Raw genomic sequence first — 14,777 nt, 5'->3', positions numbered from 1 at the left:
GGTCCTTCCACGGTCGGGACACGGCGGTGCCGTGACGGACGATGCGGGTGGCGCCACTCCTCGACGGGACAGACGGACTCGGTGACCGATGTGGCACCGCGGTGACCAGCGGTGACCAGCGGCCGTCACCACCGGTGACGGGTAATTACCTAACTTAAGCAACTAAGCTAACGCACCCCTGGAGGGGGAAGGAAGGGCATGTGCGGGGCGTGGGCGAGGTTGGCTCGATCCGGCCGGGGGCGGCTGCGGAACGGGCAGGTCACGGGGCGGATCGAGGCGCTGCGGGGGCCGCTACAGTGCCTGCATGCCGGACCCCGCGAGAGACCAGGACCCCACCGTCGCACTGCAGAGAGTGCTGGCCACGCTGTCGTACCTGCTCACCCGCTCCCGGGCGCACGAGCGCCAGGCGGCCCAGGCGGGCGTCACGGCGGCGCGCTCCGATCTCTGGCTGCTGATGGCCCTGGAGGACAGCGGTGGCATCAGCAGGGTCGGTGATCTGGCCGCCCTGCTGATGGTCGAACCGCCTCATGTCACGCGTCAGATCGGCCAGTTGGAGTCCCAGGACCTGGTCGAGCGGACCCCGGACGCCCTCGACCGCCGGGCCCGCAAGGTGGCGATCACCCCGCACGGCAGGGCCGTTCTCGACCGCCTGCGGCAGACCGGGCAGGCCAACTTCCATGAGGCCCTCGCCGGCTTCGACGACGGCGACATCGCCACCACCGTCGCCGTCCTCAACCGTCTGGTGGCCTACGCCCGCCGGAAGCACGAGGACGAGGAACGTCTGCGGCGGCGCGGATGTGAGCGGGGTGCGGCGGGGGCGGGGTGAGGTGCGGGGCGGTGGTGCCCCGCACCGTCGGTGCTATTCGATCTCGACGCGGCCGCTGTGGCCGTTGCCGGCCGTGCCGGTGCCGCTGTTCTTGTCGGTGGTGGTGTCCTGGCCTTCGGGGGCGCCGAGGTTACGGCGGACCGAGTCGAGGATGGTCAGGCCCTGGCCGACCAGACCGGCGGCGATCTCGCCGAGACCGTCGGTGCCGTTGAGCACGTTGACGTTGGCGTTGGCCAGGCCCGCGGAGGCCTCCTTGACGATCTGCGGGAGCTGGTCGATGAGCATCCGGTCCAGGGCCACCCGGTCGTGCGAGGCGGCGGCCTCGGCCTGGATCTTCATCCGCTCGGCCTCCGCCAGGGCCAGCAGGCGGATGCGCTCGGCCTCCGCCTCGGCGGGCTTGACGACCTCGGCCACCAGCTCCTGCTGGCGCAACCGGGCCGCTCGCTCGGCGAGTTCGGTCTGCGCGGCGAGGACTTCCTGCTGGGCGTGGGCCTGGGCGAGCGGGCCGGCCTGGGCGGCGCGGGCCTGGGCGCGGTCCACCTCGGCGTTGTACTCGGCCTGGACCACGGCGGTCTGCCGGGAGTACTCGGCCTGATTCCGCGCGGCTTCCTGCTGCGCCTCGACCGAGGCCTGGGTGGCCTGGGCCTGGGCGATCTGCGCCTGCCGCTGGATGGCGGCCTTGTGCGGCGCGGACATCGCCTCGATGTAGCCGGTCTCGCCGTCGTCGATCGACTGGATCTGGAGCGAGTCGACGATCAGGCCGATCTTCGCCATCTCTGTCTTGGAGGTCTCCAGGACCTCGGTGGCCAGCTTCTGCCGTTCGGTGACGATCTCCTCGACCGTCATCGAACCGATGATGGAGCGCAGATGACCGGCGAAGATCCGGCCGGTCAGGACCGACATCTGGTCCTGGTCGGAGAGGAACCGCTGACCGGCGTTGACCACGCTCTCGGTGTCGTTGCCGACCTTGAACGCGATCACGGCGCGCACCGTCAGCGCGATGCCCTGCCGGGTCACACAGGTCTCGGCGACCTCCGCCTCACACATCGCCAGGGTCAGAAAGCGGACCTTGCGGAAGACCGGCAGCACGAACTTGCCGTGCCCGGTCACCACTCGGAATGGCGCGCCCCCCTGCCCACGCCTGCCACCCGAAATCAGCATCGCCTGGTCGGGGGCAGGAACGCGGTAACCGAACATCCTTTGTCTCCTCAGCCTGCGTCGCCGGATTCCCCGGTCAACGCGTCCAACGGATCGGCCCACTCCATGACGTCGACCTGGCGACTGCCACGGGACTCGATGACGAGTACGGTCGCCCCCACCGGAAGGGGCTCGGCGGACCAGGCGAGAAAGGCCTCGGAGCCGCCCCTGACCCGCACCAGAACCTCACCGGGGCCGGCAGCCCCACGAGTGCCGATCAGCAGCACTCCCGTACAGCCGATCACGGCATCGTCCTGCACCATCCGCGGCTGCCCTCCCCCGTTCACGTTCCTGGAAATCCGACCTTAGCGCTCCGGTGCGTGGCGGCCTATGGGGGGAGAGCGGCGAGTTGGCATCACGCTTCGCGGCTCGTCAATTTCTCGTGAAGAAAGAGCCAAGTGCGGAACGGAATTCCCTTGGAGCCGTCCGTCTTCCGCCGGTTCAGGGCGGAGGCGGAAATTCCGGGACGGGGAATTCAGTGTGCCGAAGGAAGGGCGTCGAGGGCGGCGAGGATGTCGGACGGTTCGGCGCGGGTGGTGTAGTCGGTGTCGAGGAAGGACCAGCGGATGGTGGCGTCCCGGTCGATGACGTAGGTGGCGGGCAGCGGCAGGGTGCGGGCATGTCCGCCGTTGACCCGCTGGAGGTCGAAGCCGAAGGACTCGTACACCGCGGCCAGGTCGTCGGGCAGGTCGAAGCTGATGCCGAACTGCTCGGCGGTGTCGCAGCCGAGGTCGCTGAGGACGGGGAAAGCGAGCGCGTGCTGTTCGGTGAGGGTGAGGGACTCGTCGGGGATCTGCGGCGATATGGCGGCCAACTGGGCGCCGCGGGCGGTGATATCGGCGTGGTGGTGCTGGAGGGCGCGCAGTGCCACGTTGCAGTACGGGCACCAGGCGCCGCGGTAGAAGGTGAGCACGAGCGGGCCCGCGGACAGCAGGGCGTCCAGGGTGACGGTGTCGCCGGCCGGGGTGGGGAGGCTGAAGCCGGGGGCGGTGTCGCCGGTCCGCAGGGCGCGCTCGGCCAGGCCGGAGGCGGCCAGCTCACGGCCGGCCCGCTCCATCACCGCGCGGTCGGCGGCCGGGATGTCGGGGAGGGCGCGCAGGACGGCGGCGAGTTCGTCGTGGAGGTTCATTGCGGGGGGTTGCTCCTTAGGAGGGGAGTGGGGCGCGCAGGGGCGCGAGGGCGGCAGTCACCGTGTCGGTCAGCTCTTGGGCGTCGGCACCGGCACGGGAGCGCAGGTTGACGCCGTAGGCGAGGGTCGCCAGCACATCGGCGGAGGCGTCGAGATCGCAGGACGGATGGAGGTGCCCCAGGTCGGCGGCGTTGGCCAGGGCCGCGCGCATCGCGGACCGGAGCATGCGGTGATGGTCTTCGAGCACCGTACGGATGCCGGTGTCGTCGCACTCCGGGCCGGCGTGGGCGTTGGTGACCATGCAGCCCCAGCCGGCGACCGGGCCGGAGCAGCGCACCTCGATCAGCCCGGCGAAGAACGCCTCTATCGAGGTGAGCCCCGCGGACGCCTGCGACAGGTGGGCGAAGGCCGGTGTCGAGTGCTGCGCTATGTAGCGGTTCAGCGCGGCGGCGTAGAGGCCGTCCTTGTTGCCGAAGGTCGCATAGAGGCTGGAGCGGCTCACTCCGGTCGCGGTCACCAGCGCCTGGATGCCGGTCGTCGGCAGGCCGTGGCGCCAGAAGACCTGGATCGCCTCGTCGAGTACGAGATCGGGGTTGAAGTGCTTGATGTCGGGCATGGCCGGGTCACTCGTTTCGCCGTCACGAGAGGGGGTGCAGGGTCGGTCGGTCCCGCCGCCCCGTCATCTCGGAACGACCATTCCAAGATACGTCGAGTCCCTTTCCCTGTCGAGGAGTTGGGGATATCTGCGGCGACGACATCTGGAACCTTCCGCTCCGCCCCTCGGCCCCTCCGCTCCTCCGTCCCTTCGCCCGGCCTCACGCCGGGTTGACGGCCACGGCCTTGAAGAAGGTGTAGTGGAAGGTGCCGCCCTCGTCCGCGGTCAGCCGCAGGTCGGCGATGCCCCGCTCCCAGTCGGCGGCGGTGGTCATGCCGGTGCTCAGTGCCTTGTGCCGGACCGCTTCGACCATGGAGATGAAGGTCTTCCGGGTGAAGCCGTCCACCAGCGCGGGCCTGGTGGCGTCGGCGTAGACGGTCCGCGGCCGGACCGCCACCCGCTCGAATCCGGCGTCGCTGAGCAGCGGCTGCAACGCCCGCCCGATCAGCGCGTTTCCGCCGGCCGCGGCCTGCAGCCGCACCTGGTGCCCGATCACCTCATGGGCGTGGAGGCTGTCCGGGTGGAGGACCACCGAGCCGTGGTCGCCCTCGATGACGGTGAGGGTGCCGCCGGGCCGCAGGACGCGCCGGAGCCCGGACAGCGCGCGCTCCGGCTCCGGGAGGTGCTCCAGTACGAAGCAGGCGAAGACGTGGTCGAACTCGCCGTAGGCAAAAGGAAGTTGTAACAGGTCGGCGGTCCGGTACTCCACGTCGGCCGTGGGCTCCTGCGCCGTCACATACCGGCGGGCCCGCGCCAGCGACTCCGCGGACCGGTCGATCGCGACGATATGGGCCCCCGGACTGCTCCTGGCCAGATGCACGGTCTGCGCGCCCACCCCGCAGCCGACCTCCAGCACCCGGCTGCCGGGGGCGTAGGCCGTACCGGCGTGCAGCAGAGCGGCCAGGGTGTCCGCCTGGTCGCCGAGGCGCCGTGCCTCCTGAGGTGAATAGCCGTGCAGATAGGCCGTGTTCGTCGTCATGCCCCCACCGTGCCCGGACAATGGACCGGTGCACAGGTCCAAAGAGTGCCCTGTCAACGGGTCCATACCTCCCTCGCCCTCGCCTCCTCCGTCCTCCTCACCCCCGCCTCCGGCCCCCTCCTCCCCGGCCCCGCCGCCCCGTTCCCCGTCCCCCGGTACGTCCGACTTCCTGCAGCTGAACCTCGGTGACGCGCCCGTGGGCGGCCGGGCGGACTGGCTGGCCCGGGAGCTGCGGCGGGCCGTCGCGGACGGCCGGCTGCCGGTCGGGAGCAGACTGCCCGCGACCCGTACGCTCGCCGCCGACCTGCGGGTCTCGCGGGGGGTGGTCACCGAGGCGTACCAGCGGCTGACCGAGGACGGGCAGCTCGCCGGGCGGGGACGCGGCGGCACGGTCGTCGTCGCCGCACCCGTGACGGCCGCCACGCCGCCCACGGGAGCGCCGCCCCGCGCCCACCGGGCCCCCGCCCACCGCGCCCCCGCCCCGTTCGCGGCAGCGCCCGGCGCGGAGATCTTCGACGAACTGCGCGCCGCACCCGCACGGATCGACCTCTCGCCCGGTGTGCCGGACCTGACCGCCTTTCCCCGTACCGCCTGGCTGCGCGCCGAACGGGCGGTGCTGGCGGACCTGCCGTCGGCCGGCCTCGGATACGGGGACCCGCGCGGCACCCTCGCACTGCGCCGGGCCGTCGCCGCCTGGCTGGCCCGCAACCGCGGGATCAGGGCCGACCCGGACGAGGTGCTGATCGTCGCCGGTACGGCGCAGGGACTCGGCCTGATCGCCGAGGTGCTGCACCGCGACGGGATGCCGTCGATCGCGGTGGAGGACCCCGGGTCGCTGGGTGCGCGGCAGCACCTCCAGTACTGGCGGATGGCGACACCGCCGGTCCCGGTCGACGAGGACGGGATACGCGTCGACGCGCTGCGGGCGAGCGGGGCGCGGGCCGTGCTGCTCACTCCGGCGCACCAGTTCCCGACCGGGGTGGTGCTCGGTGGCGCACGGCGTCGTGAGCTGATGCGCTGGGCGGCCGACGGCGGTCTGATCGTCGAGGACGACTACGACGCCGAGCACCGCTACGACCGCGCACCGGTCCCCGCCCTGCGTTCGCTCCTGCCCGAGCAGGTCTGTTACGCCGGCAGCGTCTCCAAGCTGCTGGCTCCCGCGCTGCGGGTGGGCTGGCTGGTGCCGCCGCCGAAGTACCGGGACGCGCTGGCCGACGCCAAGCGGTTCGCCGATCTCGGCAGTGCCGCACTGCCGCAACTGGTCCTGGCCCGGCTGATGGAGTCCGGTGAACTGGAGCGCCGGCTGCGGCTCCTGCGCCGCCGCCACCGCCGCCGCCGGGACGCCATGAGCGCGGCGATCCGCGACCGTCTGCCGGGCGCCCAGGTGCACGGCGCCGCGGCGGGTCTCCATCTGACCGTCACCTTCGGCCCGGACGGCTACCGGGGCTGCGACACCGACCTGGCCGCGGCCGCCCTCACCGAGGGCGTCAAGGTCCACCCGCTGTCCTGGCACTGCCAGCGCCCGGCCCCGCCGGGCCTGGTCCTCGGCTATGCCGCCCGCACGCCGGACGAGATCACGCAGGGCGTGGCCGTCATCGGCGAGGCGCTGCGCGGCGGGTGACGGGCCGCCCGGCGTCCGGTGGACGCCGCACGACCGGCCGACCGGTGACCGGGCGAGGTCACCAGCCGGTGGAACCGGGCGGTGGTCAGGGCTCGATGACCGGTGCCGTGTCGCTGGACGGGGACAGGATGGCCGTCGGGGTGACCGCCCCGGCGAAGCTGACCTCGTAGCCGTGGTTGAGGAGGATGAGGGTCAGGGTGAGCGTCTCGTTCACCCGGGCGACGCCCTGGGCGTCGGTGTTGGCGATGCCCAGCACGTTGCTGCCGGCCTTGAACAGGATCGGCTGGTTGGGCACCGGCAGGCCGGTGACCTGGTCGGTCAGCGTGGCCGTCAGGAACGGGAAGTACACGTGCGGCGGGAACAGCTTCGTCAGCGCCGGGGTCGCGGTCAGCGAGGTGGCGTGGACGGGGACGAAGTAGGTGAAGCCGCCCACCAGGGTGGTGCTGCCGCCGGGCGTGGTCACGGTGACGTCCGCGGGACCGGCCACCCCGGGCGGAGTGGTCGCGGTGAGCTGCGTACCGGTGGCGTTGACCGTCACGCCGGTCGCGGGGTTGCCGCCGATGTCGACGCTCGCCCCGGTCAGGTTGGTGCCGGTGATCGTCACCACCGTGCCGCCCGTGATGGGACCCGAGTTGGGGGCGATGCTGGTGATCGTCGGGTCGAACTGGATGACGCTGACGCTGGCCCCGGCGATGTTGGTGACGTAGACCTTGTTGTTGGGCGCGACCACCAGGGCGATCGGCTGGTTGCCGACCGGGATCGGGGCGCCGACGGTCATGTTGGTGGTGGTGTCGATCACCGACACGTTGTTGGAACCCCGGTTGGCCGTGTAGGCGTTGCCGTCCGGACCGACCGTGATGCCCCACGGGTTGGTGCCGACGGGGATCGTGGTGATGATCGTGTCCGTGGTGGTGTCGATCACGGTCACGTTGTTCGACCCGATGTTGGCGACGTAGGCGTTGCCGCTGGGGCCGATCGCCACGAAGTTCGGCTGGTTGAGGCCGGGGATCGTGGTGACGACGGCGGCGGTGGCGGTGTCGATCACCGTCACGCTGTTCGCGTTCCGGTTGGCGACATAGGCCTTGCCGTTGGGGGCGACGGCGATCCCGACCGGGCCGCTGCCGGTGGGGATCGCGGCGCCGACGGCCATGTTGGTGGTGGTGTCGATCTCCTGCACGCTGTTCGCCCCGAAGCGGCTGACGTAGACGTTGCCGCTGGGGATGACCGCCGCCGCGGCGGGGCCGCCGCCGAGGGGGATCGTGGTGATGACGGTGCTGGTGGCGGTGTCGATCACCGTCACGTTGTTGGAGATGTTGTTGGGGACGTAGGCGCTGCCGTTGGGAGCGACGGTCAGCCAGGCCGGCGTGGTGCCGGTCGGGATCGCGGCGCCGATGACGGTGTCCGTGGCGGTGTCGATGGTCTGCACGTTGTTCGATCCGGAGTTGGCGACGTAGAGGTCGCCGTTGGGGATGAACGCCAGCCCGACCGGGTTGGTGCCGACCGGGATCGTCGTGACGGCCAGGAAGGTCACGGGCGCCGCCGTTGCCCGCACCGGGACGGGGGAGGCGGCCGATGCCGGCGGAGTCTGCGCCGGCATCAGGAGATTCGAGCTCATGTGGACCCCTTCTGTGGGGGCCGTCCAGATCCCGCTCCGGGGCACCACAACCACAGTCCACACGTGGCAACAGCACGGCGGGCTGCACATCCCCGAGGAGGGATGGGCAGCCCAGTGGTTCGGTGGTTTCTTCGTTCCCACGGCGCGGGGAGACGAAACGTCCGCCGGTGTCCGGGAGTTCCCGGTTCCGGACGATCAGCGGAACGGGAGCGGGCGGCCCCGCTCCTCCTCCGGGCGGGGGCCGAAGATGCGGCGTTCGTCGCCGGTGATCGCGACATCGTGGATGCCGGCCTCCCGGCGCCGCATCAGGCCGTTCTCGTCGAACTCCCACAGCTCGTTGCCGTAGCTGCGCCACCACTGGCCGGCCGCGTCATGGCACTCGTACTGGAAGCGCACCGCGATGCGGTTGCCGTCGTACGACCAGAGCTCCTTGCGCAGCGCGTAGTCCAGTTCGCGGGTCCACTTCTGCCGTAGGAAGTCGACGATCTCGGCGCGGCCGGTGAGGAAGGTGTCGCGGTTCCGCCAGTTCGAGTCCTCGGTGTAGGCGAGGGCGACGCGCTCCGGGTCGCGGGTGTTCCAGGCGTCCTCGGCCGCCTGCACCTTCTGGAGTGCGCTCGGCTCGTCGAACGGCGGGAGGGGCGGTCGTGGCGCCATGGCGGGCTCCTTTTGCCGAGATCGGAGAACGGTCGTTCTCGCCTGGTCGGCTAGTGTAGAGAACGACCGTTCTCCCGCAAAGCCCCGGACGTGCCATGGACCTCGACGAAGCCCGTACGCAGATACTCGACGCCGCGGAGAAGCTCTTCTACGAGCGCGGAATCCAGTCCGTCGGGATGGATGAACTCCGCACCGCGGCCGGGGTGTCGCTCAAGCGGCTCTATCAGTGCTTCCCCGCCAAGCACGACCTCGTCGAGGCGTATCTGCGCCGCCGCGACACCCGCTGGCGCGCGGCGCTCGCCGCGTATGTCGACGCGCAGGCGGGCGGCCCCGCGGCCCGGCCGCTCGCGGTCTTCGACTGGCTGGGCGAGTGGTTCGCGGAGGACGGCTTCCGCGGCTGCGCCTTCCTCAACGCGTACGGGGAGCTGGGGGCGACCTCCGACCGGGTCGGCGGTGTCGCGCGGGAGCACAAGGAGGCGCTGCTGGGGTATGTGACCGTCCTGGTGCGCACGGTGCCGGTCGCCGAACCGGAAGCCCTGGCACGGCAGTTGGTGCTGCTGATCGACGGTGCGATCGCCGGTGCCGCCCTCATGGGTGAGCCCGCCGCCGCCCGGCAGGCCCGTGTGGCCGCCGCCGCGCTCATGGCGGCGGCGGGCAGCGCGGCGGGGGCCGGGGCGGCGCGCGACGGGGCCTGACGTCCGGGTGACGCCCCGGGCCGGCCCGCGGGCCGCGACACCCGGCGTCCGGTGGGCTTCAGGTTGCCTTCAGGAAGGGTGCGCGAGGGTGGCCCACGTGCTCAGGGAGCGCGCCCGGCACGGGAGCCGTCCCGCGCCGGGGCACACCGCCGTCTCACCGTCGAGGCGGCGGCCGCGCCACCCATGACCCGACCACACCACGCGCCCCACGGGGGCGAGTAGGAGGCAGGCCACCATGCAACAACTCACCGCGCACGCCCGTTCCTTCGAGAGCCGCTGCGCCGAGCGCGGCGAGGAGTTCCGCAGGCTCGGAGCCGGGCAGTCGCCGCAGGCGCTGTTCGTCACATGCTCCGACTCGCGGGTCGTGCCCGCACTGATCACCGGGGCGGCACCGGGCGATCTGTTCGAACTGCGCACCGCGGGCAACATCGTTCCCGAGTACCGACCCGAGCGGCCCGCGGGGGAGGCCGCCACTATCGAGTACGCCGTACAGGTCCTGGGCGTGGCGCACATCGTGGTGTGCGGCCACTCACACTGCGGGGCGGTCGGTGCGCTGGTCCGTGGGGAGGACCTGACCGGGGTGCCCGCGGTCCGGGGCTGGCTGGAGAACGCCGCACCGGACCTCCCGGGCGGCGCCGGGCCGGACGCCGGCACGCCGGAACTCGCCGACGCCGTCCAGCGGCACGCGCTGGCACAGGCGGAGCGGCTGCGGTCCTACCCGTGCGTGGCGGAGGGCCTCGCCGCCGGGCGGCTGTCCCTGGACGTCTGGTTCTACGAGGTGCACACGGGGGCCGTGCGCCGGCACCGGCCGGAGACGGGGCGTTTCGAGGCGCTGTGAGCGGGCGCCGGCCCTACCCGTCGCCCGACCGGCCCGCCGTCCGTCCCGCCCCACGCACCCCCTCGGAGAGACCCATGCTCACCGCGCTCCAACGCACCACCGCCAAGCTCCCCGGGCTCAGTCCCGGCACCCTCCGCCGTGATGTCCTCGCTTCCCTCGTCGTCTTCCTCGTCGCCGTCCCGCTGTGCGTCGGTGTCGCCGTCGCCTCCGGCGTGCCGGCCGAACTCGGGCTGATCACCGGCATCGTCGGCGGCATCGTCGTCGGCTGTCTGCCCGGCAGTTCGTTCCAGGTCAGCGGCCCCGCGGCCGGACTCACCGTGCTCGTCCACGAGGCCGTGCAGCAATTCGGCCTCGCCGCCCTGGGCGCGATCGTGCTCGCCGCCGGACTGCTGCAGCTGGCTCTCGGCGCGCTGCGCTGCGGCCGGTGGTTCCGCGCGATCTCGGTCGCCGTCGTCCAGGGCATGCTGGCCGGGATCGGGCTGATCCTCATCCTCGGCCAGGTCTACGCCCTGGCCGACGCCGACCAGCCCGGCACCGGCCTCGCCAAGATCACCGGGCTGCCCGGTCTCGCCGCCTCGATCGCGACCAGCCCCGAGGCCCTCACCGCGTTCGCGGTCGGCGTGGGCACCCTCGGCCTGCTCGTGCTGTGGCCGCGGCTGCCCGCGAAGGTCCGCCTGGTGCCGGGGCCGCTGGTGGCCATCGCCGTCGCCACCCTGGTCACCGCGGTGTTCGCGCTGCCGATCGCCAAGGTGGAGGTGCACGGCCTGCTGGCGTCGATCCAGCCGCCCGGCGCCGGTGAACTCGGCGGACTGGCCCAGCTGTCCGTCCTCGGCACCGTGCTCGCCTTCGCCCTCATCGCCTCCGCGGAGAGCCTGTTCAGCGCCGCGGCGGTGGACCGGATGACCGGGGCCCGTACGGACTACGACAAGGAGTTGATGGCGCAGGGCGCGGGCAACACGGTCTGCGGGCTGCTCGGTGCCCTGCCGATGACCGCGGTGATCGTCCGCAGTGCGGCCAATGTGCAGGCCGGGGCGCGGACGAAGGCCTCCCGGGTGCTGCACGGCGTCTGGTTGCTGGTCTTCGCGGCGCTGCTCCCGGCGGCCCTCGGCGTCGTCCCGCTCGCCGCGCTCGCCGCCGTCCTGGTGCACGCCGGGGCGAAGCTGGTGCCCGTACGGCAGCTGCCGCAGCTGTGGCGGGAGCACCGGGGCGAGGCGGTGATCCTCGGGGTGACCGCGGGCGCGATCGTCTTCACCAACATGTTCGAGGGCGTGCTGCTCGGCCTGCTGCTGGCCGTCGTGAAGACCGCCTGGGAGACCTCCCATGTCCAGATCGACGTGCGGGAGCTGACGGGCGGACGGACGCTCGTCGCGCTCAGCGGCAACGCGACCTTCCTGCGGCTGCCCAAGATCCTGGACGCGCTGGAGGCGCTGCCCGGTGACCGGCCCGTCGAGCTGGACCTGACGGACCTGCGGCACCTGGACCACGCCTGCCGCACCGCCCTGGACGGCTGGACCGCGCAGCACAACGGCGCGGTGGCCCCGGCCCCCGAGGACCGGCCGGCCGCGGCGACGGCCGGGCGGCCCACGGCCACGGCCACGGCGGCGGCGTCCACGTCCGCATCCGCATCCGCGTCCACGGAGGCGCCGCCGCACCGCGGCTGATCCCGAGACGCCCGCGCGGCCCCGGCGGTGAACGAACCGCCGGGGCCGCGCCCTGTCTTCCGGGACCGCCGTCCTTAGCCGAGCGCCCGCTCCAGGCTGCCCAGGGCCGAGGCCAGTTCCTCCTCGGTGATGGTCAGCGGCGGGGCGAGCCGGATCGTCGAGCCGTGGGTGTCCTTGACCAGGATGCCTTCCTTCAGCAGACGTTCGCTGATCTCGCGGCCGGTGCCCAGGGCGGGGTCGATGTCGACACCGGCCCACAGGCCGCGGGCGCGGAAGCCCGTCACGCCCTTGCCGGCCAGGGCGGCCAGTCCGGTGCGCAGCTGCTCGCCCAGGGTGGCGGCGCGGCGCTGGAACTCGCCGGTGGCCAGCAGCTCGATCACGGCCGAACCGACCGCGGCCGCCAGGGGGTTGCCGCCGAAGGTCGAGCCGTGCTGGCCGGGGCCGAGCACACCGAGCACCTCGCGGCGGGCGACGACCGCGGAGACCGGGACGATGCCGCCGCCGAGCGCCTTGCCGAGCAGCAGCATGTCCGGCACCACGGACTCGTGCTCGACCGCGAGGGTGGTGCCGGTGCGGCCCAGCCCGGACTGGATCTCGTCGGCGATGAACAGGCAGTTGTTGCGCCGGGTCAGCTCGCGGACGCCGGTGAGGTAGCCGTCGTCGGGGATCAGGACGCCCGCCTCGCCCTGGATGGGCTCGATCAGCACGGCGGCCGTCGTCTCGTCCAGGGCCGCTTCCAGCGCGGCGAGGTCGTTGTAGGGGACGGTGCGGAAGCCGGGGGCGAAGGGGCCGAAGCCGACGCGGGCGGTGTCGTCGTCGGAGAAGCCGACGATGGTGGTCGTCCGGCCGTGGAAGTTGCCGCCCGCCACCACGATCGTGGCCCGGTCCGCCGGGACGCCCTTGACGTCGTACGCCCACTTGCGGGCGACCTTGATGCCGCTCTCCACCGCCTCGGCGCCGGTGTTCATCGGCAGGACCATGTCCAGGCCGGTCAGTCCGGCGAGTCCTTCGGCGAAGCCGGCGAGCCGGTCGTTGTGGAACGCCCGTGAGGTGAGGGTGAGCTGGTCGAGCTGGCGGTGCGCGGCCTCGATGAGGGCCGGGTGGCGGTGGCCGAAGTTGAGGGCCGAGTAGCCGGCCAGCATGTCGAGGTAGCGGCGCCCCTCGACGTCCTCGACCCAGACCCCTTCGGCGCGCGCCACCACCACCGGCAGCGGGTGGTAGTTGTGCGCCAGGACCGGGCTCTCGGCCTGGATCAGCTCCGCGGACGAACGGGGAGCCTGGGCCGGGACGGTACGGGTGGGAGCGGTCATCAGCGGATCTCCTGGGTGCAGCACTTGATGCCGCCGCCGGCCTTGTGGAACTCCGACAGGTCGACGGGGACGGGGACGTAGCCGTGCGCGCCGAGCTGCGCGATCAGGCCGGTCGCCTGCGGGGCGACGAAGACATGGCGGCCGTCGGAGACGGAGTTGAGGCCGAAGGCCATGGCGTCCTCCCGGGTGGCGAGCACCGCCTCGGGGAACAGCCGCCGCAGCACCTCACGGCTGCCGGTCGAGAACGCCTCGGGGTAGTAGGCGACGTTCGCCTCACCGGTCTTCGGCGACTCCTCCAGGACGAACAGCGCGGTGTCCAGGTGGTAGAAGTACGGGTCCACCAGCTGGAGGCCGATCGTCGGGACGCCGAAGAACTCCTGCACCTCGCGGTGCGCCGCCGGGGTGGTGCGGAAACCGGTGCCCGCCAGGATGAAGCGGCCGGCCGGCACCAGGTCGCCCTCGCCCTCGCACAGCGACTCCGGCCGGTAGACGTCGTATCCGGCCGCCTTGAACCAGGTCTCGTACTCGGTGGACTCCGGGCGCCGCTGTGGTGCGTGGAAGTGCGAGCCGAAGACCCGGCCGCCCACGACGAGCGCGGAGTTCGCCGCGAACACCATGTCCGGCAGACCGGCCACCGGGGGCACGGTCTCCACGGTGTGGCCGTGCGCGCGGTAGGTGCCCATCAGCGTCTCCCACTGGCGCGCGGCGAGCGCGGTGTCCACCGGCACGTCCGCGCGCATCCAGGGGTTGATCGCGTACTGCACATCGAAGTGTCTGGGTTCGCAGACCAGATAGCGCCGGGGGCGCGAGACACGACTCATCGGCACGGGACGGTCCCTTCGCTTCCAAGGTGCGGGGTCACCCGGGGTCACAGAGCGTCACCCGGGGTGGTTCCACGGTAAGGAGCAGGGGATTCCGGTCACAAGAAACAAATGCTGCTCAGCGGCGCAGCAATCCTGCGTGTTCTTCACCCGAAACGCAGCTTTGCTGCGCAAGGTGCTGCGTCGGGGGTCGCCTCAGCCCGCGGTCCCTTCCGAGGACCGCCGGGCGCCCGCCTCCGGGCTGTCGGGCAGCAGATGGGACAGCACCATGTAGCTGATCGTCTTGCGGATGAACGGCTCGGTCCGGATGCGTTCGAGCACCTCCTCGAAGTGCTCCACATCGGTCGCCCGTACGTGCAGCAGCGCATCGGCGCCCCCGGTGACGGTCATCGCGGCGGCGATCTCCGGGTGGTTGCGCACCACTTCCGCCAGCCGCCGGGGCGGCGCCGCGCTGTCGCAGTAGACCTCGACATACGCCTCGGTCAGCCAGCCCAGCGCGGCCGGGCGGACGGTGGCGGTGAACCCCGTGATCACGTTGTTCTCCCGCATCCGGTCCACCCGCCGCTTGACGGCGGTCGACGACAGTCCGACCGCCGCACCGATCTCCGCGAAGCTCGCCCGGCCGTTGTCGATCAGCGCCGCAACGATCTTGCGGTCGAGGTCGTCGAAGGGCACGGCCTTGTGGGTCACTGGGCCTCCCGATGGCTCCCCGGTCCTCCCGGGCCCGCTCCGTCGCGGTCGCCTCACGGTAGCGACACCGGGCGCGGGCCGCCCGT

Annotated in this window: 15 protein-coding genes; 5 read left to right on the top strand and 10 right to left on the bottom strand. The window is 72.2% G+C overall.

Going from position 1 to position 14,777, the window contains the following annotated elements; all coding sequences use genetic code 11:
• Positions 1-304 precede the first annotated feature (304 nt).
• Positions 305-826, top strand: coding sequence for a MarR family transcriptional regulator (locus ACGFN2_RS05085; protein ID WP_362603831.1), 522 nt, complete (start codon positions 305-307; stop codon positions 824-826).
• 33 nt (positions 827-859) lie between these two features.
• Here the strand turns inward: ACGFN2_RS05085 and ACGFN2_RS05080 are convergent, their stop codons facing one another.
• The 5 genes from ACGFN2_RS05080 to ACGFN2_RS05060 all read right to left on the bottom strand — a co-directional run bounded on the left by ACGFN2_RS05080 (position 860) and on the right by ACGFN2_RS05060 (position 4,786).
• Complete coding sequence (locus ACGFN2_RS05080) at positions 860-2,023, bottom strand: SPFH domain-containing protein (protein WP_362603829.1); 1,164 nt, start codon at positions 2,021-2,023, stop codon at positions 860-862.
• Between the two features lie 11 nt (positions 2,024-2,034).
• Positions 2,035-2,286 carry a hypothetical protein gene (locus tag ACGFN2_RS05075; RefSeq protein WP_362603827.1) on the bottom strand — a complete coding sequence of 84 codons (252 nt, stop codon included), beginning with the start codon at positions 2,284-2,286 and terminating at the stop codon, positions 2,035-2,037.
• Positions 2,287-2,498: 212 nt separating this feature from the next.
• On the bottom strand, positions 2,499-3,152 hold the full coding sequence (locus ACGFN2_RS05070; RefSeq protein ID WP_393357635.1) for a peroxiredoxin-like family protein: 654 nt from the start codon (positions 3,150-3,152) through the stop codon (positions 2,499-2,501).
• 16 nt (positions 3,153-3,168) lie between these two features.
• A complete protein-coding gene (locus ACGFN2_RS05065; protein ID WP_362603823.1) occupies positions 3,169-3,768 on the bottom strand; it encodes a TetR/AcrR family transcriptional regulator in 600 nt (199 codons plus the stop codon).
• Between the two features lie 199 nt (positions 3,769-3,967).
• The gene (locus tag ACGFN2_RS05060) at positions 3,968-4,786 is read right to left on the bottom strand and encodes a methyltransferase domain-containing protein (RefSeq protein WP_393357633.1); all 819 of its coding nucleotides are present in this window, start codon (positions 4,784-4,786) and stop codon (positions 3,968-3,970) included.
• Between ACGFN2_RS05060 and ACGFN2_RS05055 the strand changes: the two genes are divergently transcribed.
• Entirely contained in the window at positions 4,785-6,407 is a 1,623-nt protein-coding gene (locus tag ACGFN2_RS05055; RefSeq protein ID WP_393357631.1) for a PLP-dependent aminotransferase family protein, read from the top strand. The two genes, ACGFN2_RS05060 and ACGFN2_RS05055, sit on opposite strands and share 2 nt — an antisense overlap.
• Positions 6,408-6,492: 85 nt before the next feature.
• On the opposite strand, the gene ACGFN2_RS05050 is transcribed toward ACGFN2_RS05055, so the two are convergent.
• Positions 6,493-8,022 (bottom strand): IPT/TIG domain-containing protein, encoded by a 1,530-nt coding sequence (locus ACGFN2_RS05050; RefSeq protein WP_393357629.1) that lies wholly within the window; start codon positions 8,020-8,022, stop codon positions 6,493-6,495.
• 195 nt (positions 8,023-8,217) lie between these two features.
• Positions 8,218-8,676 carry a nuclear transport factor 2 family protein gene (locus ACGFN2_RS05045; protein ID WP_393357627.1) on the bottom strand — a complete coding sequence of 153 codons (459 nt, stop codon included), beginning with the start codon at positions 8,674-8,676 and terminating at the stop codon, positions 8,218-8,220.
• A 95-nt stretch (positions 8,677-8,771) separates the two neighbouring features.
• Here ACGFN2_RS05045 and ACGFN2_RS05040 point away from each other — a divergent pair, with 95 nt between their 5' ends.
• From ACGFN2_RS05040 to ACGFN2_RS05030, 3 genes are all read left to right on the top strand, one after another.
• Positions 8,772-9,371, top strand: a complete 600-nt coding sequence (locus ACGFN2_RS05040; RefSeq protein ID WP_393357625.1) for a TetR/AcrR family transcriptional regulator — start codon at positions 8,772-8,774, stop codon at positions 9,369-9,371.
• A 235-nt stretch (positions 9,372-9,606) separates the two neighbouring features.
• Entirely contained in the window at positions 9,607-10,209 is a 603-nt protein-coding gene (locus tag ACGFN2_RS05035; RefSeq protein WP_393357623.1) for a carbonic anhydrase, read from the top strand.
• A gap of 74 nt (positions 10,210-10,283) precedes the next feature.
• The gene (locus ACGFN2_RS05030; protein ID WP_393357621.1) at positions 10,284-11,870 is read left to right on the top strand and encodes a SulP family inorganic anion transporter; all 1,587 of its coding nucleotides are present in this window, start codon (positions 10,284-10,286) and stop codon (positions 11,868-11,870) included.
• A gap of 74 nt (positions 11,871-11,944) precedes the next feature.
• Here ACGFN2_RS05030 and rocD read toward each other — a convergent pair whose 3' ends face one another.
• The 3 genes from rocD to ACGFN2_RS05015 all read right to left on the bottom strand — a co-directional run bounded on the left by rocD (position 11,945) and on the right by ACGFN2_RS05015 (position 14,691).
• Complete coding sequence (gene rocD / locus ACGFN2_RS05025; protein ID WP_393357619.1) at positions 11,945-13,180, bottom strand: ornithine--oxo-acid transaminase; 1,236 nt, start codon at positions 13,178-13,180, stop codon at positions 11,945-11,947.
• Complete coding sequence (gene ddaH / locus ACGFN2_RS05020; protein WP_393358001.1) at positions 13,180-14,001, bottom strand: dimethylargininase; 822 nt, start codon at positions 13,999-14,001, stop codon at positions 13,180-13,182. The genes rocD and ddaH overlap by 1 nt, the downstream gene beginning before the upstream one ends.
• A 195-nt stretch (positions 14,002-14,196) precedes the next feature.
• Positions 14,197-14,691 carry an Lrp/AsnC family transcriptional regulator gene (locus ACGFN2_RS05015; RefSeq protein WP_362603805.1) on the bottom strand — a complete coding sequence of 165 codons (495 nt, stop codon included), beginning with the start codon at positions 14,689-14,691 and terminating at the stop codon, positions 14,197-14,199.
• Positions 14,692-14,777 lie beyond the last annotated feature (86 nt).

It is taken from the genome of Streptomyces sp. NPDC048612 (assembly GCF_043199295.1).
In the GTDB taxonomy this organism is placed as follows: domain Bacteria; phylum Actinomycetota; class Actinomycetes; order Streptomycetales; family Streptomycetaceae; genus Streptomyces.
Note: the sequence above shows the minus strand (reverse complement) of the source record. Positions and strands in the feature narration are given on the sequence as shown.